Consider the following 19,317-nt stretch of genomic DNA (forward strand, 5'->3'; position numbering starts at 1 on the left):
TCAGTTCGCGTCGAGCAGCACGCCGGCGAAGAACGCGTCCAGGCGGTCGACCTCGTCCAGGCCGAAGACGCCGGAGACGTACTGGTCCGGGCGGACCACGACGACGGCGCCGTCACGGCTGATGCCGCGGGCCTCGAAGATGTCCTCGCCGTGCGTGGGCCGGCACGTGGCGAAGATGTTGTTCAGGTCGTGCAGGCCGAGGGAGCCGGTGGTCGGCCGGAAGATCGACGGCACGTCCGGGTGGGCGAACTCGGTCTGCTTCTGCTGGTACACGACCTTGATGTCGAAGCGGGCGTCCTCCGGCCCGTCCGACGGGGTGTGGCGGTTGCGGAAGGACCGCGGGTCCTCCACGATCGCCTTCGCCCACGCCGCGACCTTCGAATCCTCGGCGCGCGGGGAGGCGGCGTCGGCGAACACGTACACGCGCCAACGGCCGTCCGCGCGGTGCAGGTGGCCCAGGTGCTTGACGTTGGTGTCGCACGAGCGCTCCACCAGCGCCGACTTGAAGCGCTTGCCGATGGGGTAGCCCTGCGCCAGCGCCTGACCGGTGGCGTCCGTGGTGAGGAGGGAGGGCCGGTACTCCGTCATGAAGCCGGCCGGGAACTCGGCGGTCTTCGTGTAGAACTCGGCCACCTCGTTCGGGTCGCCCAGCTCGGAGGTGGGCTTGGCCATGAGCGTCGACCACTCCTTGTCGAAGTCGATCAGGTTCTTGGCGATCTCCTTGCGCTCCTCCGAGTAGGTCGGCACGAGCTCGGCCGGGGCCATCCCGGAGAGCACCTGGCCCAGCTTCCAGCCGAGGTTCCAGCCGTCCTGCATGGACACGTTCATGCCCTGGCCGGCCTTCGCGGAGTGGGTGTGGCAGGCGTCGCCGAGCAGGAACACGTTGGGGTGGGCCACGCGCTCGCGGTTGTCGAAGCCCGAGGTGAGGCGGTGGCCCACCTCGTACACCGAATGCCAGGCGACCTCCTTCACGTCCAGCGTGTAGGGGCGCAGGATCTGCTGGGCCCGGCGGATGATCTCCTCGAGCGGAGTCTGACGAACCTTGTGGTCGTCGTCCGCCGGGACCTCGCCGAGGTCCACGTACATGCGGAACAGGTGGCCGCCCTCGCGGGGGATCAGGAGGATCGAGCCGCTGGACGAGTGGATCGCGCACTTGGTGCGGATGTCCGGGAAATCCGTGTCGGCCAGCGCGTCCATGACGCCCCACGCGTGGTTCGCGGCGTCGCCGGTCAGGGTGTGGCCGATCGCCTTGCGGACGCGGGAGCCCGCGCCGTCCGCGCCCACCACGTACTTGGCGCGCACCTGGCGGGTCGGGCCCGAGGCGGGGTCCTCGAGGGTGTTGCCCTGGGCGTCCACGGTGCGGCGCAGGGTCACGAGCACGGGGTGCTCGCCGTCGTTCGTGTCCTCGAGGGCCTCGAACGCCCAGCCGTAGTCCGGCCGCGCGCGGGTGGGGGAGTTCTTCATGTACTCGGCGAACCAGTCCAGGATGCGGGCCTGGTTCACGATCAGGTGCGGGAACTCGGAGACGCCCTCCGGGTCGTCCTCGGCCAGCGAGGTGCGCACGATCGTGTCCGCGTCGTCCTCGGCCGGGTTCCAGAACGCCATGGAGGTCAGGTCGAAGGCCTCGTCGATGATCTCGCTCGCGAAGCCGAAGGCCTGGAAGGTCTCCACGGAGCGGGCCTGGATGCCGTCCGCCTGGCCGATCTCGAGGCGGTGGGGGCGGCGCTCGATGATGCGGGTGTGGACGTCCGGGAACATCGCGAGCTGGGCGGCGGCGATCATGCCGGCCGGGCCCGAGCCGACGATCAGCACGTCCATCTCGTCCGGCAGCTCGGCGGGGCGGTCCAGGCCGATGCCGGCCGCCACCTGGACGCGCGGGTTCGTGGAGACATAGCCGTGGTGGTGGAAGAGCATGGGGGGTCCTTTCGCTGCGGGGGATGTCGCTGCGCGGCGAGCGTGCCACCCGACGGTGTGTTCTCTCAGAGAGCACGGTGTTCTCCCTGGGAACACATGTGTGCCAGACTGTACGCGGACGTGACCGGGTTCACAACCGGCGCGCGGGCCGACCACGCCCCGGGCGCGTCACGTCCGGCACCCGAGGCGAGGAGCACAGATGGCGGAGCACGACGGCGGCCCGGTCCGGGAGGGCGCACCCTCCCAGACGCTCTCCCGCGCGCTCACCCTGCTCGAGACCGTCGTGGAGGCGCCCGAGCCGCCCACCATCGCCGACCTCGCCGACGGCCTGGGCGTCCATCGCTCGGTCGCCTACCGCATGCTGCGCACCTTCGAGACCCATGGCCTGCTGCGCCGCGACGGTCTCGGCCGCGTCCACGCCGCCCCCGGCCTGGCCGTCCTCGCCCGCCGGGTGGAGCAGGATCTGCGCGCTGCGGCCATGCCGCACCTGACGGCCGTCTCCACCGACCTGGGCATGACCGCGTTCCTGGTGGTGTGGGACGGGGCCCACTGCCTCACCCTGGCCACGGCCGAGCCGCCCAGCGGCAACCTCGTCACGCAGCGGCCGGGGACCCGGCACCCCCTCGGGGTCGGTGCGCCGGGGATGGCGATCGCCGCCACCCTGACCGGACAGGAGTGGGCGCGGCTGCCCGGCGAGGCCCCGCCTGAGCGGCCCGAGCTCGACGACGTGCGGGAGCGCGGCTGGGCCGTCAGCTCCGACGAGGTCATCACCGGCGTCTCCTCGGTCGCCGTGCCGCTGCGGGTCCCCGGCCAGCTGCCCGCCGCCCTCGCCGTGGTCTACGCGACGCGGCCGGAGGACCCGGCACGCCTCGGAGACCGGCTCGGTGAGGCGGCCCGGGCCGTCGCCGTCGCCTTCGGCGCAGCCTGAGCCCGGGTCCCGTGGTGCCGCTCACGGCGTCCGCGGCCCGCATTACCCTGGTGGCCATGACTGATGACGCACAGCAGACGCCCGCCGTGGTCGCGCCCCACAAGAAGGTCGGCATGCTGCCGCCGTACGCCGCCGGAAAGCCGCCGGTCGCCGTCCCGGGCCTGCACCCCTACAAGCTCTCCTCGAACGAGAACCCCTACGCGCCCGTGCCCGGCGTGATCGACCGGGTGCGTCAGGTCGTGACCGGCCCGGAGGGCGCGCCCAGCACCCTCTGCCGCTACCCGGACACCCTCTCCACCGGCCTGCGCCAGGCCCTGGCCACGCACCTGGACGTCCCGGCGGACGACGTCGTGACCGGCGCCGGCTCCCTCGGCGCCCTGGCCCAGGTCATCACCGCCTTCGCCGGCCACGGCGAGGCAGGGGAGGGCGACGAGGTGATCTTCGCGTGGCGCTCCTTCGAGGCCTACCCGATCGTGGTCCGCACCGCCGGCGCCGTGGACGTGCAGGTGCCGCTCACGGCGGACCACCGCCACGACCTGTCGGCCATGCTGGAGGCGATCACGGAGCGGACCCGCGTGATCCTGCTCTGCACCCCCAACAACCCGACCGGCCCCGTGCTCACGACCGCCGAGGTCGAGGACTTCCTGGCGCGCGTGCCCGCGCACATCCTCGTGGTCATCGACGAGGCCTACGTGGAGTTCGTCCGCGACGAGGACGCGGTCAAGGGCCTGGAGATGTACCGCAAGCACGCGAACGTCGTCGTGCTGCGCACCTTCTCGAAGGCGCACGGCCTGGCCAACCTGCGCGTGGGCTACTCGGTCTCGCAGCCGGAGATCACGAAGGCCCTGCGCACCGTGGCCACCCCGTTCGCGGTGTCCACGGTGGCCGAGGAGGCCGCGATCGCCTCGCTCGAGCACCTGGACGAGGTCCTCGAGCGCGTGCAGGTCGTCGTCGACGAGCGCGAGCGCGTCGCCGCCGCCCTGGCCGAGGCCGGCTGGGACCTGCCCTCATCGCAGGCCAACTTCGTGTGGCTGCCGCTCGGCGAGCGCACGCAGGCGTTCGCCGAGGCCGCCCAGGCCCGGGCCCTGTCCGTCCGGGCGTTCGCGGGCGAGGGCGTGCGCGTGAGCATCGGCGAGCAGGAGGCCAACGACCGCTTCCTCGAGGTCGCGCGCGACTTCCTGACGTGAGCGGGTCGGCGCGGGCTCACGCCGGCGGCCCGATCACCCGCCACATCAGGCGGCGGTACAGCAGCGCGCACGCGGTGAGGACCAGTGCCCCGGCGAGCACCGGGGTGACCAGGTAGTGCCAGTCCGCGTTGCTCAGCATGACCGTCAGCGCGGTGGCGCCTGCGGGGGCGTGGATCACGCGGAGCCCGGCCATGACGGCCATCGCCAGGCCCATGCCGGCCGCGAGCGAGTACCAGGCCAGGGGCAGCACGGAGATCACGGCGATCCCGCATGCGGCTGAGACCACGTGCCCCACGAGCACGTTGGCGGGGTGGGAGTGCGGGCCGTGCGGCACGAGGAACACGAGCACGCAGGACGAGCCGAAGGCGCCCACCAGCAGCGGCGCGGAGGCCAGGTCCTCGCCGAGGCTGAGGGTGGCGATGGTCAGTGCCCCCGCGATCGAGGCCGCGAGGACCACGTGCCAGGGCAGACGGGGGGCCAGCGGGCGACGCCACGGGTCCAGGAACCGTGGGGGACGCAGACCGGGCAGGCGGGTCATGCGCTCGTCTCATCTCCTCGTGACTCGGTCGCGGCCCGGGTCGGGCTCCTCCAGGGTAGGCCGCGGGCGGGGCCCGGGGCCGTCCGGGGGCCGAGGGGGAGGGACTGTGACGGCCGCTCAGCGGCGCAGCGCCACGAGGGCGTCCTCGGCGTCCCGTGCGGCCTCGGAGGAACGCCGGTTGACTTATCCCGGGTGCGGCGGCCTACGACCGGTGATAACTCAACCGACGACGTCGGCCGGCAGGCCGCCCCGCGCCGTGAAAGGCCAGCGGCACGGCACGGGCGAGGCCCCCGAGCGCGGTCGGAATGCGCCGAGGAATCTCCTTGACACCCCGTCGGGGGGGGGGATGAGTACCCTACTCACAGGGATGTGGGAGGCGTCACAGGGGATCAGGGGATCCTCTGGGTGCCACACAGCAAGGAGGCCATCATGGCCCTGCTCAGGAAGACTGCGGCGTGGGGAGCCGCTGCGGTCGGTGCTGTGGCGCGGGTGCAGTACGGGGCCCTGTCCGAGCCCATCGGTGGGAACTGACCGTGACGGGCAGGGGACTCCGGACGCTCGGGCTGCTCGTCACCCGTGCCGTGCTGCTCGTGGCACTGTGCGGGCTGGCGCTGAGCCTCGTGGGCTCCATGTCCGTCCACCAGCGGCAGTACTTCGGTGCCGCCGAGTGCGGCGACGCGGTGTGGGATGTCGGCATCGGAGGCAGCGGCGAGGTCTGGTCCGCCACGGAGGCCGCCCTGACCGGGCGGAACCTGACCCTGATGGCCAACGGGGCGGACCCGCGGGTAAGCCATCTGACCGGCCCGACGGCCCCGTGCCTTGCGGGTGTCGACGAGCAGATGCTGAATTCTCTGCGCATGGAACGGGGCTTCCTGGTCCGCGAGGGCAGTGTGCTGGCCGATCGCGCAGCGGGGGAGGGGGAACTGGCGGGCCGGCCTGTGGCCCTCGCCTCATCGGCCCGCTGGCGAGGACTGCCCTCGGACGGGGTGATCCAGCCGACCCCGGCGTTCGACAACGCCGCCGCCTACGTCGGGTTCCTCGTGGGCGACCCCGCCGACCTGGACGGATTCCTGCAGAACCTGCGAACCGCCGGCCTGGAAGTCGACGCGGCGCCGGCACCCACGGCGATGACCGCGTCGCTCGGGACGCCCGTGCTCGGCGTGACCTCGTCGCTGACCGGCCTCACTCTGATGAGCGTCACGGCGTTCTGGGTGCTGACTCTGCGCGCGGGGGAACGTCCCTCTTTGCGGGTGCTGCGCCTGCTCGGGGTCTCCCCGCTCCGGGCCGCCGTGTCTCGGGCTCGCGTGAGCCTGGTGCCGTTCCTCGGCGCTGCGGGGATCTCGGCCGCGCTGTGGCAGGGGATGGTGCTGACCGGCGCGGTCACGGAACCGTCCCCGCTCGTCGCGAGTGGCGTGATCCTGGTCGTGCTGCTGGGCGACGCCGTGCTCGTGGCGGCGACCCATGTGGTCTCTCTCTGGATGCGAGCGCCCCGGTGAGCCTCCGGAGTCTCGGCGTGGCCTGGAGCGACGGGCTGCGCGACACGCTGAAGTTCTGGCCGTTGGTGCTGGTCGCCTTCGTCCACGCGGTCGCCTCGTGCTCGCTCTTGGGACTGTCCTTCCAGCAGGCGAGCGAGGCGCAGGAGATCGATCGGCACCTGCAGCGGTGGGAGCAGCTCGGTGCGGCCTCGTTGCGGGGCTTCTATCTCGCGGGGCCAGGGGATCTGGAGGGAGGCGGCGCCGCGCCTGGCGACTCGCAGCAGGAGCCGCCCGAGCCCGACTTCTCTGCCGACTCCACGGCCGACTCCGCCGACGACGGTCGACGCACCGCCGCGCTGTTCGCCCTCCTGACGGACCCGCACCGGACGGCGTACACGATGGACCCCTACGGGGACCGATTCGGCGATGACCTCCCCGGCGCCCTGCTGGTGACCGAGGACTTCTTCGCCGGGTCCGGTCTCGACGAGACGCTGTCTCCGACGGGTCAGTCCCCGCATCGCGAGGCCGACGGCACGGCCGCTCCCTACGCGGTGCTGGGCAGCGACTCCTCGGCGAAGGATCCGTACGCGCTCACGGCCGGGGGCGTCCTGCCACCGCCGACGCGTGTGCAGTTCCAGGACGCCATGATCCCGGTGACCGGACGGCTGGCGCCGGGCGCCACCGCTCTGGATCCGATGATGGGATCGGTTCCGCTGGACGAAGCCGTCCTGGTGGTCGTCCCGCCCTCGATGCTGGCGAGCCTGTACCCGCCAGACGCGTTGGAGGGCCTCCTGCTGCGCACCATCGTCCTGGGCCAGGATGCCGTCCCGGCACTGGATGCGGCAGGACGAGCCCTCGAAACGGACGCTCTGGTGGTCACCGCCGAACCCCTGACTCCGCAGTCCTCCGCGCTGCTGCAGTCCCTGAGCGCCAGCTCCCGCACGCTGCTCGTCCTGTTCGGCGCGGCGGTGCTCGGCGCCGTCGTCTCCCTGTTCGGCGTTCTCGGCGTGCTCGCCCGGGCTCTGGCCCCCACCTGGCGGATCGCCGCGATCGTGGGCGCCGCCCGCTGGCAGGCCGCGGTGCGGATCATCGTTCCCGTGCTCTTCGCGTGGGTCCTGCCGGCCGCCGTCGGTCTCACCGCGGGCGCGTCCGCCCTGCCGGGGCCGCCGCCCACCGGTCTGACGTCCACCGCGCTCATCGCCGTCATGGCGATCGGCGCCGTCGCCACCCTGTCCTCCTGGCGCGCACTCGCGGCGACCTTCGGTCGCCGCCCCCGCCGCCACCGGCCGACCACGGAGACCGCATGAGCCTCCTCGAAGTCCACGACGTGGACAAGACGTTCCTCTCCGGCGGGGAGGCGGTGCCCGTCCTCCGGGGGGCCTCTCTGCTGGTTCCGGCCGGTGAGATGCACGCCGTCACCGGGCCTTCCGGGTCCGGGAAATCCACCCTGCTGCGGATCCTCGCGTGCCTGGACTCCCCGGATTCGGGTCGCGTCCTGCTCGGGGGAGAAGCCCTCCCGGAGCCGTGGAGCCGGGGCGGGGACCGGTATCGGAACCAGCGGTGCGGCATCGTCCTGCAGGACTTCGCCCTCATGGAGCACGCCACCGCACTGGAGAACGTGATGCTGCCCCTGCGCTACGGCCCGGACCGGGTCCCGCGTGGGGAGCAGCGACGCCGCGCGGGGGAGGCCCTCGAGCGGGTGGGGTTGGGAATGCGCACGGGTCACCGGGCCCGCACGCTGTCCGGCGGGGAGAAGCAGCGGGTGGCCGTCGCCCGGGCTCTCATCAACGAGCCGCCGCTGGTCCTGGCGGACGAGCCGACGGGTGCGCTGGACCAGGCGAGGACGCGGGACGTCGTCGACCTGCTGCGCGAAGCCGTGGGGCCTGAGCGAGCCGTGGTGGTCGTGACCCATGACCCGAGGGTGGCGGCCGCCTGCGATCGGCGCTGGCACCTCGTGGACGGGGAGCTGGCACCACAGGACTGAAGCGGCGCGCGCCGTCGTCGACTTCTCGTGGGGAGCAACGTCGGTTGACTTATCCCGGGTGCGGCGGCCTACGACCGGTGACAACTCAACCGACGACGTCGGCCCGCACCTTCACGCGCAGGCGCGGGCCGACGTCGTCCCGGCGGGGTGCTCAGGCGGTGCGCAGCACCATGCCCGGGTGGAGCATGGTCGAGACCGTCATGCCGTTGAGGCGCTGCAGGCGCTCCATGGAGACGCCCGTGCGCTGGGCGATGAGCCACCAGCCGTCGTTCGCCTGGACCACGTACGTGGCGGGCGAGGGCGCCGGGGCGGAGGCGGTCTGGCCGGTCCGCAGCACCATCCCCGGGTGCAGCACGGTGGTCGCGGTCATGCCGTTGAGGCGCTGGAGGGTCTCCATCGTCACGCCGGTGCGGTGGGCGATGAGCCACCAGCCGTCGCCCTCGCGGACCGTGTACGTGCCCGGGGCGGGGGCCGGGGCAGGCGCGGGCGGGGAGGCCGGCGCCGTGGCGGCCGTGATGAGCACCATCCCCGGGTGCAGGACGGTCGACGCCGTCATGCCGTTGAGCCGCTGGAGCTCCGCGGCGCTGACGCCGGTCCGCCGGGCGATGACCCACCAGCCGTCGTTCGGCTGCACCGTGTAGGTGCCGGTGGTGATGGGGGTGGGCTCCGGGGCGGTCGGGTCGGCGACGGTGCGCAGCACCATGCCCGGGTGGAGCACGGTCGACTCGGTCATGCCGTTGAGCTCCTGGAGGGTGGCCGCGGGCACCCCGGTGCGGCGGGCGATGGTCCACCAACCGTCGTTCGGCTGCACCGTGTACGTGCCGGCGGTCGACGGCTCGGTCGTCGGGGCCGGCGTCGGAACCGGGGTGGCCGGTGCCGGCGGCTGGCCGGCCGCCGTCGCGATGGCCTCGGCGCGGTCCCGCAGGTCGTCGAAGCGGGCCATCAGGTGCTGCCCCGGGCACGCGGTCGCGGACGTGGCCAGGTGCGGGAAGATCGTGTCCACGGTGACGGGCGTGCCCGCGGCGTACTTCGTGCTGCCGCCCGAGGTCAGGGTGACCCGGCCCCGCGCGTGGATGCCGTCGCGGTACAGGTAGGGCATGTCTGACAATCGTTTTGACCATGCGAGCACAGCATTCAGGACCACAGCGGCCCTGTAGATGATCGCGTACTTGTCATACCGGGTCGCCAGACCCCGCCACTGCTTCAGGTGCGCGTACTGACGCTCGATGACATTGCGGCCCTTGTAGGCGTCCGCGTCGAGGCTGACGGGGCGCCCGCCGCGGGCACCGCGCCGTCTGCGGTGGCCCTGCTGGTCGGCCGGTTCGGGGATGACCGCTTTGATCCCACGGGCACGTAGGTGGGTGCGGATCGCCCGGGAGGAGTACGCCTTATCGCCCAGCACCGCCGCAGGGCGGGTCCGGGGCCGCCCTACTGGCCGGGTCACGCGCAGCTGCTCCAGAAGAGGAAGCAGCATCGGGGAGTCCCCTGCCTGGCCGGGGGTGATCAGGCTGACCAGCGGCAGCCCGGCCCCGTCCACGAGCTGATGGATCTTCGTGCTCAGCCCGCCACGGGAGCGCCCGATGCCGTGATCGGCCGGTTCCTCACGCGGATTCTTGTAGTTCGACCCATCCCCCTGTGAGGCGGGTGATGTTCGTCGCGTGCTGATGCGCGCGGGCGATCGTGGAGTCCACCGAGACCGACCAATCGATCAGGCCTTCGGCGTCAGCGGCGGCGGTCAGCGTGGCCAGCACCGTGTCCCATGTGCCTTTTTCGGCCAAGCGCCGATGCCAGGTCCACACGGTCTGCCAGGGCCCGTAGACCTCGGGCAGATCCCTCCAAGCGATTCCGCACCGGTACCGGTAGATGATCGCCTCCACCATGGTGCGGGCGTCGGCGAACGGCCTGCCGGCGCGGCCGGTCCGGGTCGGGAGCATCGGGGCGATCAACTCCCATTGGGTGTCAGAGAGCATCTGGAACCGGGACATGTCCCCAGGGTCTCAGCTGACTCGTGCATCTATTCTCAGACACGCCCTAGTAGGCGGTGGCGCGGGCCATCGCGTCCACGACCTCCTCGGACGGGGCGACCACGTCGTAGTCGCCCATCGTGGAGATGCCCATCGTGCCCCGGTTGAACCCGCCCGCGTGCGTGCCCAGCGGGTTCGATTCCAGGGCGCCGCGGCGGCCCTCGTAGATGTTGCCGAAGCGGTCCGTGATCAGGTGGTACGGGAAGTCGCCCCAGCCGAGGGTCTTCGTGTAGTACGCGTAGATGCCGTGCATCTGCTCCACGGCCTGGGCGTGCGAGTAGTCGTTCGTGCCGGCCGTGTGGTGGATGGTCAGCGCGCGCACCTGGTCGAACTGCGGGGAGTCCTCCGCCCAGGACTCGTCCGCGCCCCACTGGGCGCGGGTGATGACGTCCGGGAGGATCTTCGCGCGCGCGTCCGAGGCCGTGGCCACGGTGTGGGCCTCGGCGGGTGCGGCGCCCCCGACGACGGCGCTCGACTTCACGCCCCGGGGCAGGCCGGCGGTCTCGGCGGCCTGCTCGGCGGCCACCGCCGGGTGCGCGCTCGCGACGGTCTCGTCCGTGGCGGCCGTGCCCGGGTCGATGAGGGACAGCTCGAGGCCGGCCGGGGCGGCGCCCTCGGGCAGGACGGGCCGATCCAGGACCTGCCACGGGCCCCAGGCCCCGTCCTGACGCACGCGGATCTCCACGCGCTCGACGGCGTCGTCCGCCGCGGCGTCCCACACGGCGGCGGCCACCGTGAACGGGCGGTCCACCACGGGCTCGCCGAGCACGACGCCGGCCGGAGCCTCCTCGGCCGGGACGAGGTTCTCGCCCTCCTGCGGGACGGTCGCGACGCCGGCGCCCTCGACGGGAGCGGCCGACGCGGGGGTCGTGGCCGTCCCGGCGGTCGTGGCACGGGCGGCGTCGTCGAGCGGGCGCGCGTCGGGGGCGCCCTCCGTGGTCGCGGACGGCTGCTGCGGGAGCAGGCCGCCGACGAGGACGGAGAGCGCGGCGACCGCGACGGCGGGCGCGAGCGGGCGGGGGGATGCGGCGGAACCCGGCAGGAGAATCTTCATGCGGATGCCGTCGGAAGGTGGAGTGCCCGAGGAATGACAGGCGCGGGCCGTGTCGCTTTCCCGGGTCGGTGACGTGGTGCGGGCGGGATGACGGCCGGAGAGCCGTCGTGATCGTAGCGTGATCGACCATTCCCGGGAACCTTTTTCTCAGGCTTGTCGGGTCATTTCATGCCCCCGTGATGTCCGGTTCATCCATTCACAGGTGGGCACGGTGTGGCGCCGGGGCGGAGCACAGCGGAGGGGTGTCGGGTCCGCGCCGGGGGATACGGTGACGGGAGACCACCACGGGCCGCCCGGCCCGGGAACCAGAGGAGGCAGACCATGGCGGAGCCGATCCACATCGGCGCGGCGGCGGACGTCCCGGAGGGCGAGGCGATCGTCGTCCCGGCGGCGACGGCGGGGACGAGGGACGACGTCGCGGTGTTCCACACGGACGCGGGCGAGTTCCACGCGATCGACGACACGTGCACCCACGAGGACGCCTCGCTGGCCGAGGGCTGGCTCGAGGACGACCGGGTGGAGTGCCCGCTGCACGCCGCGCAGTTCTGCCTGCGCACCGGCGAGGCGCTCTGCCTGCCCGCCACCAAGGGCGTCGGCGTGCACCGCGTCGAGGAGCGCGAGGGCCAGCTCTACCTCGTCCCCGGCGCATGAGCCACGACGTCGAGGCCCCGGCGGGCGTGCCCGGCTCGGTCGCGGTGGTGGGCGGCGGCGTCGCGGGCTTCGCCGTGGTCCGCGCGCTGCGGCGCCGCGGTTTCGCGGGCGGGATCGCCCTCGTGGACCCGCAGGGCGTGCCCTATGACCGGCCGCCCCTGAGCAAGGAGTTCCTGACCGGCGACGCGGACGCGCACCGCCTGCTGCTCGCCCCGCCTGCATGGTTCGCCGAGCACGGGGTGGAGCTGGTGGAGGACGAGGCGGTCCGGGTGGTGCCGGGCGGCGTCCACCCCGACGGCGGCCCCGCGCCCCACCGGGTGGAGACGGCCTCCGGGCGGGTCCTGGACGCGGACGCGGTCGTGCTCGCCACGGGCGGGCGACCCCGGGCCCTCGACGTCGCCGGCGCCGACCACCCGGACCTGATCACCCTGCGCACCCGCGCCGACGCCGAGACCCTGCGCGACCGCCTGACGTTCGGGACCGAGGTGGCGGTCGTGGGCGGCGGCTTCACGGGGGCGGAGGTCGCGGCCGCGGCGCGCCGCTCGCTCGCCGCGGTGACGCTCGTGACCGGGACGGACGCCCCGGCTCGCGCGGCGGTCGGGCCGGCGCTGGCCGCCCGCCTGCACCGGATGCACGCCGAGCACAGGGTCGCGGTCGAGGTCGGGCGGGCGGCCTGGATCGAGCACCGGGACGCCGACGGCGGCGCCGCACTGCCGGCCGCCCACCGGCTCCACCTCCACGACGGGCGGACCGTGGACGCCGACGTCGTGGTGCTGGCCGGCGGCACCGTGCCGGACACCGCCCTCGCCGAGGACGCCGGTCTGGAGGTGGCCGACGGCGTGCTCACGGACGCGATGGGCCGCACGACCGTGCCCGGGATCCTGGCCGTGGGCGACGCCGCGCGCGCCCGGGAGTCCGCGTGGGCGCCGTCGCGGCACTGGGAGCCGGCCCTGCGGTCCGGTGCGGCCGCCGCGGCGGCGCTCCTGGGGGGACAGGCGGACGCCCCGGGCGCCCCGTGGTTCTGGTCCGACCGGTACGACGCACACGTGGAGGCCGTGGGGGACATGACGGTGCCGGCCGGCGGGCGGATCGTGGATCGCGAAGTGCGCGGCGTCGTGGTGGCGAGCTTCGCCCTGGCCGCGGACGGGACCCTGCGCGGGGCCGCGTCGATCGACGACCCCATGACCGTCAAGGCCGCCCGGCGCATCATCGACCGGGGGATCGTGGTGGACGCCGCCGCGCTCGCGGACCCGGCCGTGCCGGTCAAGTCGCTGGCGCGGGGGTGAGGGCGCCCGTTTCGTCGACGAAAGCGGTCAGGTGCCGCAGTAGGTGACGAACGGGGCCCCGTCCGCCGGACCCGGCTCCGCGTGCCGCTCGAACCCGGGGCGCGGGGTGAGGGGATCCGTGACGGCCTCGAGCAGCCGGTGGACGGCGGTGAGGTCCCCGTCCTCCGCGGCCGTCAGGGCCTCGTCGAGCAGGTGGTTCCGTGGGATGTAGACGGGGTTCACCGCGCGCATCCGGGCCGGATCGGGACCCATCGCCCGCCAGTCCGCGAGCCAGGCGGCGAGCCCCGCGGGGTCCGGGGCGCCGGGGACGAGTCGTGCCGCCTCGGTGCGGGCCGCGTCGTCGTCCACGGGCGCCGCCGTGTGCTCGGCCAGCCGCACCCAGAACGAGGTCCAGTCGGCCCGCGCCGCGGCCAGCCACGGGAACAGGCGGTCGGTGAGCGCGGCGACGTCGTCCTCCGCCACGGACGCCGGGAGACCGAGCTTGTCCCGCAGTCCGCCCCGCCACGCCGCGAGATGGGCGCCGTGGAACCGGCCCAGCGCCTCCTGGGCGAGCGCGACGGCGCGGTCGGGGTCGTCGTCGAGCACGGGCACGAGGGCCTCGCCGAACCGGGCGAGGTTCCACGCCGCGATGGGCCCCTGATTGCCGTACGCATACCGGCCCTGGGCGTCGATCGAGGAGAAGCTCGCGGCCGGGTCGAAGGCGTCGATGAACGCGCAGGGGCCGTAGTCGATGGTCTCGCCGGACAGGGTCATGTTGTCCGTGTTCATCACACCGTGCACGAAGCCGACGAGCATCCAGCGGGAGACGAGCTCGGCCTGCGCGGCGATCACCGCCTCGTAGAGCGCGAGCGCGGGGTGCTCGGTGTCGGCGGCGTGCGGGTGGTGGCGGGCGATGGCCTCGTCGACGATCCGGCGCAGCACCTCCGTGGGGTCCGCCTGCTCGGGGAGGGCCGCGGCGTACTGGGCCGTGCCGACGCGCAGGTGCGAGGCGGCCGTCCGGGCCAGCACCGCGCCTGGCAGCACGGTCTCGCGGCGGACCGGGTGGCCCGTGGCGACGACGGCCAGCGCCCGCGTGGTCGGCACGCCGAGGGCGTGCATCGCCTCGGAGACCACGTACTCGCGGAGCATGGGGCCGAGCACGGCCTGCCCGTCGGCGGTGCCGCGCGCGAAGGGCGTGCGACCGGAGCCCTTGAGATGCAGGTCGTGGAGCCGACCGTCCGGAGCCGTGAGCTCGCCGAGGAGGAGGGCGCGCCCGTCGCCCAGGCGAGGGGAGTAGTGGCCGAACTGGTGGCCCGCGTACGCCTGCGCGACCGGCCTCGCGTCCGGGCCGGGCTGCTCGCCGGTGAGGAAGGAGACGCCGTCGTCGGTGGCGAGCCACTCGGCGTCGAGGCCGAGCTCCGCCGCGAGGCCGGCGTTGAGCAGGACGAGCTGCGGGCCGTCCGTGGCCTGGGCCTGCCAGGGCAGGGCGAGCTCGGGGAAGGTGTCGGCGAAATGCGAGCTCAGGGTGGGGGCGGGCACGGTCATGGGGCCACGCTACGTGGGGGAGGCCGGGTGTTCACGGGCCGACTCCCACCGGGCCCGTCCTTTCGAGGCGGGAAATCGACCCCACGGGCGTGGACCAGAGCGCTTTGACCTGGATTTCCCGCCTCGAAACGGGGGGCCGTGGCGGACTGCGGTGACCGTGGATCTCACCGGGTCACCCACCGAACGCGGCCGCCCGGCGCCGCACCCGCGCGACGACGTCCGCGTAGTCGTTCCGAGCGTCGGCCCACATGACCTTGATCGAGAGCCAGTCGTGGTCGGCGCACCAGCGGTCGCGCAGCACGTCGCGGGCCTGCTGCTCGGCGGTGCGGTGGTGCTCGCCCTCGTATTGCAACGCGAGGCGCCACGGCCGATACCCGAGGTCGACCGTCGGAGCGCGGCGGTCTGACGGGTCCAGCCGGCACTGCACCTCGGGCTCCGGCAGCCCGGCATCGACGAGCGCCAGCCGCAGACGCGTCTCGCGCGGCGAATCCGCCCCCACGCGCATCCTCGCCAGCGCTGCCCGGGCCAGTCCGCGCCCCCGGAAACGTCCCCGTTCGGCCAGCGATCGGACGAGCTCCTCCGGGGTGTAGGCGGGATCCCCGCGTCCGCCGCCGGGCAGCCACGGCGGGCAGAGCAGGGCGTCACCGGCGACGACGACGTCCCGCTCCGTGAGCGCCGCCCGTGCCGCGCACAGGTCCCACAGGGTGCGGGCCGGCGTCGTCACAAGCACGCCGCCCCGCGTCATCCGCTGTCCCTCCGGCACCTCGATGCGGTGGGGCACCAGACCCGCCTGGACCGGCCGGCCGCCCGAGGTGCCGACGCTGACGTGCACCGCACCGGGGGCCAACAGCCGTGCGGGCACGGTCAGGCCGTGCAGGCGCGCGGCGGTCTCATGGCTGACGACGACGTCGGGATGGCGCCGCTGATACGCGCGGATCTCATCCATCGTCCACTCACGGACGGAGGCCGCCGCAGGGCCGGCCGGCCCGTAGATGCCGTGGCGCAGCCGCCGCAGGTCTGAGGACTGCAGTCGGGACCACGTCACACCCGCCCGGCGCGCGTCGTCGACCGTGAAGGCGGCGGGGTCGATCGACGGCGGCAGCGGGGCGGGACGACGGGGCATGCGGCGAGCGTGCCCCGTCGCTCCGCGTCCCGAGACGGACGAGCGGGGGCCTGGGGACGCACGAGGGGGCCCGGTGCGGTTGTGCAGGAGGCGGCGACGTCCCCCGAAGCGCCGGCCCCGAGCCATTCGAGGCGGGAAATCCACGTCATGGGCCAGGATCGGGCGTCCATGGGGTGGATTTCGCGCCCCGAAGTGAGGGGATGACCAGGTCAGTACGACGCGCGGGGCGCGCCCTCCCCGTCGCCCGCGGCGTCGCTCGGAGCCGGGCACCAGCGGTCGGCGAGGGCCTCGGCGGCGCGGGCCAGCAGGGCGACGTCGGCGCCCACGTTGACGTAGTCCGCACCGGCGGCGGCGTAGGCGTCGGCCTGCGCGGGCACGAACGCGTTGACGCCCACGATCTTCCCGGCGGCCTTGACCTTCGTGATGACCTCCTCGACCGCGGCCACCACCTCCGGGTGCGACTGCTGGCCGAGCAGGCCCAGGGACGCGGAGAGGTCCGAGGGGCCGATGAAGACGCCGTCGATCCCGTCCACCGCCGCGATCTCGTCGGCGTTGCGCACGCCCGCGGCCGTCTCGATCTGCACGATCACGGAGACGTGGTCCGCCGCGCCGGGCAGGTAGCCGGGGATCCGGTTCCAGCGGCCCGAGCGTGCCAGGGCGGAGCCCACGCCGCGCACCCCGCCCTCGGCGGAGCCGTCCGGGTAGCGGGCGGCGGCCACGGCGCTGCGGGCCATCGCGGCGTCGTCGACCATGGGCACCAGCAGCGTCTGGGCGCCCAGGTCCAGGAACTGCTTGATGGCCACGGTGTCCAGCGCCGGCACACGCACCAGGGTGGGCACGCGGTAGCCGGCGATCGTGCGCAGCTGGGCGAGGACGTCCTGCAGGGTCAGCGGGGCGTGCTCGGCGTCAATGAGCAGGTAGTCGAGGCCCGCGCCGGCGCAGATCTCCGCCGTCGTCGGGTCCCCGGAGGAGAGGAACATGCCGGCGGCGGGGCGGCCCCCACGGGCGGCGACGGCCTCGGGCGTGAAGAGGTCGCGGAACAGCGGCTGCGGGTTGTGGCGGACGGGCATGGGATGTTCCTCCGGGGTTCTCCGCGCCCTCCACCCGACGCGGGTTGAGTTGTCGCGGGTGGAGCGGGGTCGTACTGGTGATAGGTCAACCCGCGTTGCGGGCGGGCGGGTGAGCGGGACGACGACGACGGCGGGCGGCTCAGGCGAAGCGGCAGGTGATGGTGCCCAGCGGGCCGTAGTCGGCGTAGACGGTGTCGCCCTCGTAGACCCACATCGGGCGGGTGAAGGAGCCGGCGAGCACGATCTCACCGGCTTCGAGCGCGTCTCCGTGCCCGGCGATGCGGTTGGCCAGCCAGTGCACGCCGTTGGCCGGGTGGTTCAGCACGCCCGCGGCCACGCCGGTCTCGATGATCTCCTCGTTGCGGGAGAGGATGCCGGAGACCCAGCGCAGGTCCACGTCGTGCACGCCCACGGGGCGGCCGCCGATCACCATGGAGCCCAGGGCGGCGTTGTCCGAGATGGTGTCCGTGATGGTGCGGCCGGCCATCTCGATGCGCGAGTCCAGCACCTCCAGCGCGGGCACCACGTACTCGGTGGCGCGCAGCACGTCCATCAGGTTCAGGCCGGGCCCGCGCAGCTCGTCCCGCAGCACGAACGCCAGCTCCATCTCGATGCGCGGATGGGTGTACTTCTTCCACTCGTACACGTGGCCGGACTCGAACACCTGGTCGTCGAAGATCACGCCGTAGTCCGGCTCGTCGATCCCGGTCGCGTCCTGCATGGCCTTGGAGGTCAGGCCGATCTTGTGGCCCACCTTGCGGCGGCCCGCCTCGACCTGGCGCTCGGCCCAGATGCGCTGGACGGCGTACGAGTCCTCGATCTCCATCTCCGGGTAGCGCGCGGTCAGCCGCGGCACGGGCACGCGGTCGATGCCCGCGCGGTGCAGCTCGTCGGCGATCTTGACGTGGGTCTCGTGGTCCAGCACAGCGGTCTCCTTCACGACGACGGGCAGGGGCCTGGCCTTGATCGTATACGATTACGCGGCTCGGCCCCCGGCCCCGTCGCCATCCTGTCACCGCCCCGGATCAGTCCGGGGTGCGCGTCCCGATGCCCAGCCCGGGCTTGCGGCGGTGCACCGTGAGCCAGGCCAGCCCCTCGGGGCCCGTCTGCGAGGCGGGACACCCCTGCTCCCCATGCTTCGAGGCGGGAAATCGAGCTCAAACTGGCCCTCCTCGCTCGAATGAGATGGATTTTCCGCCTCGAACGGCGTGGGGCGGGGAGACGCGGAGGATGGCAGGGAGGGCGGACGCCGACGGCGGGCACCTGCGTTGGGTGCCCGCCGTCGTCGTGGTGTCCCGGAGCGGTGCCGGCCGTGCCGGTCAGAGCTGGTTGCCGAGCTTGTACTCGCCCTGCTTCCACTCCGGCAGGGACTCCTCGCCCTGCCCCTCGCGCGTGTAGGAGAAGCCGTCGGCGCCGATGGTCACGGCCATCTCCGAGTCGTCGGTGCGGGAGACCAGCGGCTGCAGGTTGCCGTCGAGGTCCAGCACGCGGGAGGCATCGGTGTACCAGGACGGCACGACCGGGGTGCCCCACCAGTCGCGGCGCTGGTTGTCGTGCACGTCCCAGGTGACCACGGGGTTGTCCGGGTCACCGGTGTAGTAGTCCTGGGTGTAGACCTCCACGCGGTGGCCGTCCGGGTCGCGCAGGTAGAGGTAGAACGCGTTGGAGACGCCGTGGCGGCCCGGGCCGCGCTCGATGTGGTCGGACATGCGCAGGGCGCCGAGCTTGTCGCAGATCGCCAGGATGTTGTGCTTCTCGTGCGTGGCGAAGCACACGTGGTGCATCCGGGGGCCGTCGCCGCCGGTCATGGCGGTGTCGTGCACGGTGGGCTTGCGGCGCATCCACGCGGCGTAGACGGTGCCGTTCTCGTCCTGGATGTCCTCGGTGACGCGGAAGCCCAGGTCCTGCATGTAGCGGGCGGCGCGCGGCACATCCGGGGTCACCTGGTTGAAGTGGTCCAGGCGGACCAGGGCGCCCGGGGTGTAGAGGTCGTAGCGCCAGGCCAGGCGCTCCACGTGCTCGACGTCGTGGAAGAACTCGTAGGGGAAGCCCAGCGGATCCTCGACGCGCACGGAGTCGCCGACGCCCTTGACGAAGCCGTCCTTCCGGCGCTCGACGCGGCAGCCCAGCTCCTCGTAGAAGGCGACCGCCTTGTCCAGGTCCTCGGGGGTGCGTACGCGGTAGGAGAACGCGGCCACGGCGGCGGTCTCGCCCTGGCGCAGCACCAGGTTGTGGTGGATGAACTCCTCCATGGAGCGCAGGTAGACGGTCTCCTCGTCCTCCTCGGTGACCACCAGGCCGAGCACGTCCACGTAGAACTCGCGGGAGGCGGCGAGGTCCGTGACCACGAGCTCCATCGAGGCGCAGCGCAGGATGTCCGGCGCCTCGGACGTCGGGGTGGGGAGGGGGTTCTCCGGGTCGATGGGGGCTTCCTTCGTGACGAAGAAGCCGGAGGAGGTCTTCTGGCGGCTCTCGAGGTTGGTCATCGGTGCTCCTTGGTGATGGCGGTGCGCTGTGGCCTGGGACACGGTCGCTCACTCGATCGTATACGATCCGGGA

At 73.2% G+C, this 19,317-nt stretch carries 15 protein-coding genes and 1 pseudogene; 7 read left to right on the forward strand and 9 right to left on the reverse strand.

Going from position 1 to position 19,317, the window contains the following annotated elements; all coding sequences use genetic code 11:
* Positions 1-1,914, reverse strand: a complete 1,914-nt coding sequence (locus ACFI33_RS06185) for an FAD-binding monooxygenase (protein ID WP_127435526.1) — start codon at positions 1,912-1,914, stop codon at positions 1-3.
* A gap of 199 nt (positions 1,915-2,113) precedes the next feature.
* Here ACFI33_RS06185 and ACFI33_RS06190 point away from each other — a divergent pair, with 199 nt between their 5' ends.
* Together ACFI33_RS06190 and ACFI33_RS06195 are read left to right on the forward strand one after the other, a co-directional pair.
* Positions 2,114-2,842 (forward strand): IclR family transcriptional regulator, encoded by a 729-nt coding sequence (locus tag ACFI33_RS06190; protein WP_095347250.1) that lies wholly within the window; start codon positions 2,114-2,116, stop codon positions 2,840-2,842.
* A 56-nt stretch (positions 2,843-2,898) separates the two neighbouring features.
* Entirely contained in the window at positions 2,899-4,029 is a 1,131-nt protein-coding gene (locus ACFI33_RS06195) for a histidinol-phosphate transaminase (protein WP_174233304.1), read from the forward strand.
* A gap of 16 nt (positions 4,030-4,045) precedes the next feature.
* Here ACFI33_RS06195 and ACFI33_RS06200 read toward each other — a convergent pair whose 3' ends face one another.
* Positions 4,046-4,567, reverse strand: a complete 522-nt coding sequence (locus tag ACFI33_RS06200) for an HPP family protein (protein WP_127435289.1) — start codon at positions 4,565-4,567, stop codon at positions 4,046-4,048.
* A 533-nt stretch (positions 4,568-5,100) separates the two neighbouring features.
* Here ACFI33_RS06200 and ACFI33_RS06205 point away from each other — a divergent pair.
* Genes ACFI33_RS06205 through ACFI33_RS06215 form a run of 3 tightly spaced genes read left to right on the forward strand, consistent with a single transcriptional unit; the run spans position 5,101 to position 8,026 of the window.
* Positions 5,101-6,063 (forward strand): hypothetical protein, encoded by a 963-nt coding sequence (locus ACFI33_RS06205; protein WP_127435290.1) that lies wholly within the window; start codon positions 5,101-5,103, stop codon positions 6,061-6,063.
* A 17-nt stretch (positions 6,064-6,080) separates the two neighbouring features.
* Positions 6,081-7,349, forward strand: coding sequence for a hypothetical protein (locus ACFI33_RS06210; protein WP_127435291.1), 1,269 nt, complete (start codon positions 6,081-6,083; stop codon positions 7,347-7,349).
* Positions 7,346-8,026 (forward strand): ABC transporter ATP-binding protein, encoded by a 681-nt coding sequence (locus ACFI33_RS06215; RefSeq protein WP_127435292.1) that lies wholly within the window; start codon positions 7,346-7,348, stop codon positions 8,024-8,026. Before ACFI33_RS06210 ends, ACFI33_RS06215 begins: the two co-directional genes overlap by 4 nt.
* Positions 8,027-9,119: 1,093 nt before the next feature.
* Here the strand turns inward: ACFI33_RS06215 and ACFI33_RS06220 are convergent.
* Together ACFI33_RS06220 and ACFI33_RS06225 are read right to left on the reverse strand one after the other, a co-directional pair.
* Positions 9,120-10,011 (reverse strand): annotated as a pseudogene (locus ACFI33_RS06220) (IS5 family transposase); the annotation flags it as partial.
* A 46-nt stretch (positions 10,012-10,057) separates the two neighbouring features.
* Positions 10,058-11,104, reverse strand: a complete 1,047-nt coding sequence (locus ACFI33_RS06225; RefSeq protein ID WP_462623823.1) for an N-acetylmuramoyl-L-alanine amidase — start codon at positions 11,102-11,104, stop codon at positions 10,058-10,060.
* 321 nt (positions 11,105-11,425) lie between these two features.
* Here ACFI33_RS06225 and ACFI33_RS06230 point away from each other — a divergent pair, with 321 nt between their 5' ends.
* Together ACFI33_RS06230 and ACFI33_RS06235 are read left to right on the forward strand one after the other, a co-directional pair.
* Complete coding sequence (locus ACFI33_RS06230) at positions 11,426-11,755, forward strand: bifunctional 3-phenylpropionate/cinnamic acid dioxygenase ferredoxin subunit (RefSeq protein WP_002857882.1); 330 nt, start codon at positions 11,426-11,428, stop codon at positions 11,753-11,755.
* Positions 11,752-13,041 carry an NAD(P)/FAD-dependent oxidoreductase gene (locus ACFI33_RS06235; RefSeq protein WP_336574818.1) on the forward strand — a complete coding sequence of 430 codons (1,290 nt, stop codon included), beginning with the start codon at positions 11,752-11,754 and terminating at the stop codon, positions 13,039-13,041. Before ACFI33_RS06230 ends, ACFI33_RS06235 begins: the two co-directional genes overlap by 4 nt.
* A 27-nt stretch (positions 13,042-13,068) precedes the next feature.
* Here ACFI33_RS06235 and ACFI33_RS06240 read toward each other — a convergent pair whose 3' ends face one another.
* The 5 genes from ACFI33_RS06240 to hpaD form a co-directional block, all read right to left on the reverse strand.
* The gene (locus ACFI33_RS06240; protein ID WP_127445761.1) at positions 13,069-14,565 is read right to left on the reverse strand and encodes a protein adenylyltransferase SelO; all 1,497 of its coding nucleotides are present in this window, start codon (positions 14,563-14,565) and stop codon (positions 13,069-13,071) included.
* Positions 14,566-14,737: 172 nt separating this feature from the next.
* Positions 14,738-15,688: a hypothetical protein gene (locus ACFI33_RS06245; RefSeq protein ID WP_036339705.1), complete on the reverse strand. Its 951-nt coding sequence runs from the start codon at positions 15,686-15,688 to the stop codon at positions 14,738-14,740.
* Positions 15,689-15,897: 209 nt separating this feature from the next.
* Positions 15,898-16,758, reverse strand: a complete 861-nt coding sequence (locus ACFI33_RS06250; protein WP_036339703.1) for an HpcH/HpaI aldolase family protein — start codon at positions 16,756-16,758, stop codon at positions 15,898-15,900.
* Between the two features lie 139 nt (positions 16,759-16,897).
* Positions 16,898-17,683, reverse strand: coding sequence for a 2-keto-4-pentenoate hydratase (locus ACFI33_RS06255; protein ID WP_336574821.1), 786 nt, complete (start codon positions 17,681-17,683; stop codon positions 16,898-16,900).
* Between the two features lie 394 nt (positions 17,684-18,077).
* Positions 18,078-19,244, reverse strand: coding sequence for a 3,4-dihydroxyphenylacetate 2,3-dioxygenase (gene hpaD, locus ACFI33_RS06260; RefSeq protein ID WP_127435123.1), 1,167 nt, complete (start codon positions 19,242-19,244; stop codon positions 18,078-18,080).
* Positions 19,245-19,317: the final 73 nt, after the last annotated feature.

The organism is Micrococcus sp. PSi08 (assembly GCF_054960655.1).

What these genes read in the sequence shown, in the direction of transcription:
- ACFI33_RS06185 (WP_127435526.1), bottom strand. Translation starts at nt 1,914, where the DNA reads ATGCTCTTCCACCACCACGGCTATGTCTCCACGAACCCGCGCGTCCAG.
- ACFI33_RS06190 (WP_095347250.1), top strand. Translation starts at nt 2,114, where the DNA reads ATGGCGGAGCACGACGGCGGCCCGGTCCGGGAGGGCGCACCCTCCCAG.
- ACFI33_RS06195 (WP_174233304.1), top strand. Translation starts at nt 2,899, where the DNA reads ATGACTGATGACGCACAGCAGACGCCCGCCGTGGTCGCGCCCCACAAG.
- ACFI33_RS06200 (WP_127435289.1), bottom strand. Translation starts at nt 4,567, where the DNA reads ATGACCCGCCTGCCCGGTCTGCGTCCCCCACGGTTCCTGGACCCGTGG.
- ACFI33_RS06215 (WP_127435292.1), top strand. Translation starts at nt 7,346, where the DNA reads ATGAGCCTCCTCGAAGTCCACGACGTGGACAAGACGTTCCTCTCCGGC.
- ACFI33_RS06225 (WP_462623823.1), bottom strand. Translation starts at nt 11,104, where the DNA reads ATGAAGATTCTCCTGCCGGGTTCCGCCGCATCCCCCCGCCCGCTCGCG.
- ACFI33_RS06230 (WP_002857882.1), top strand. Translation starts at nt 11,426, where the DNA reads ATGGCGGAGCCGATCCACATCGGCGCGGCGGCGGACGTCCCGGAGGGC.
- ACFI33_RS06235 (WP_336574818.1), top strand. Translation starts at nt 11,752, where the DNA reads ATGAGCCACGACGTCGAGGCCCCGGCGGGCGTGCCCGGCTCGGTCGCG.
- ACFI33_RS06240 (WP_127445761.1), bottom strand. Translation starts at nt 14,565, where the DNA reads ATGACCGTGCCCGCCCCCACCCTGAGCTCGCATTTCGCCGACACCTTC.
- ACFI33_RS06245 (WP_036339705.1), bottom strand. Translation starts at nt 15,688, where the DNA reads ATGCCCCGTCGTCCCGCCCCGCTGCCGCCGTCGATCGACCCCGCCGCC.
- ACFI33_RS06250 (WP_036339703.1), bottom strand. Translation starts at nt 16,758, where the DNA reads ATGCCCGTCCGCCACAACCCGCAGCCGCTGTTCCGCGACCTCTTCACG.
- hpaD (WP_127435123.1), bottom strand. Translation starts at nt 19,244, where the DNA reads ATGACCAACCTCGAGAGCCGCCAGAAGACCTCCTCCGGCTTCTTCGTC.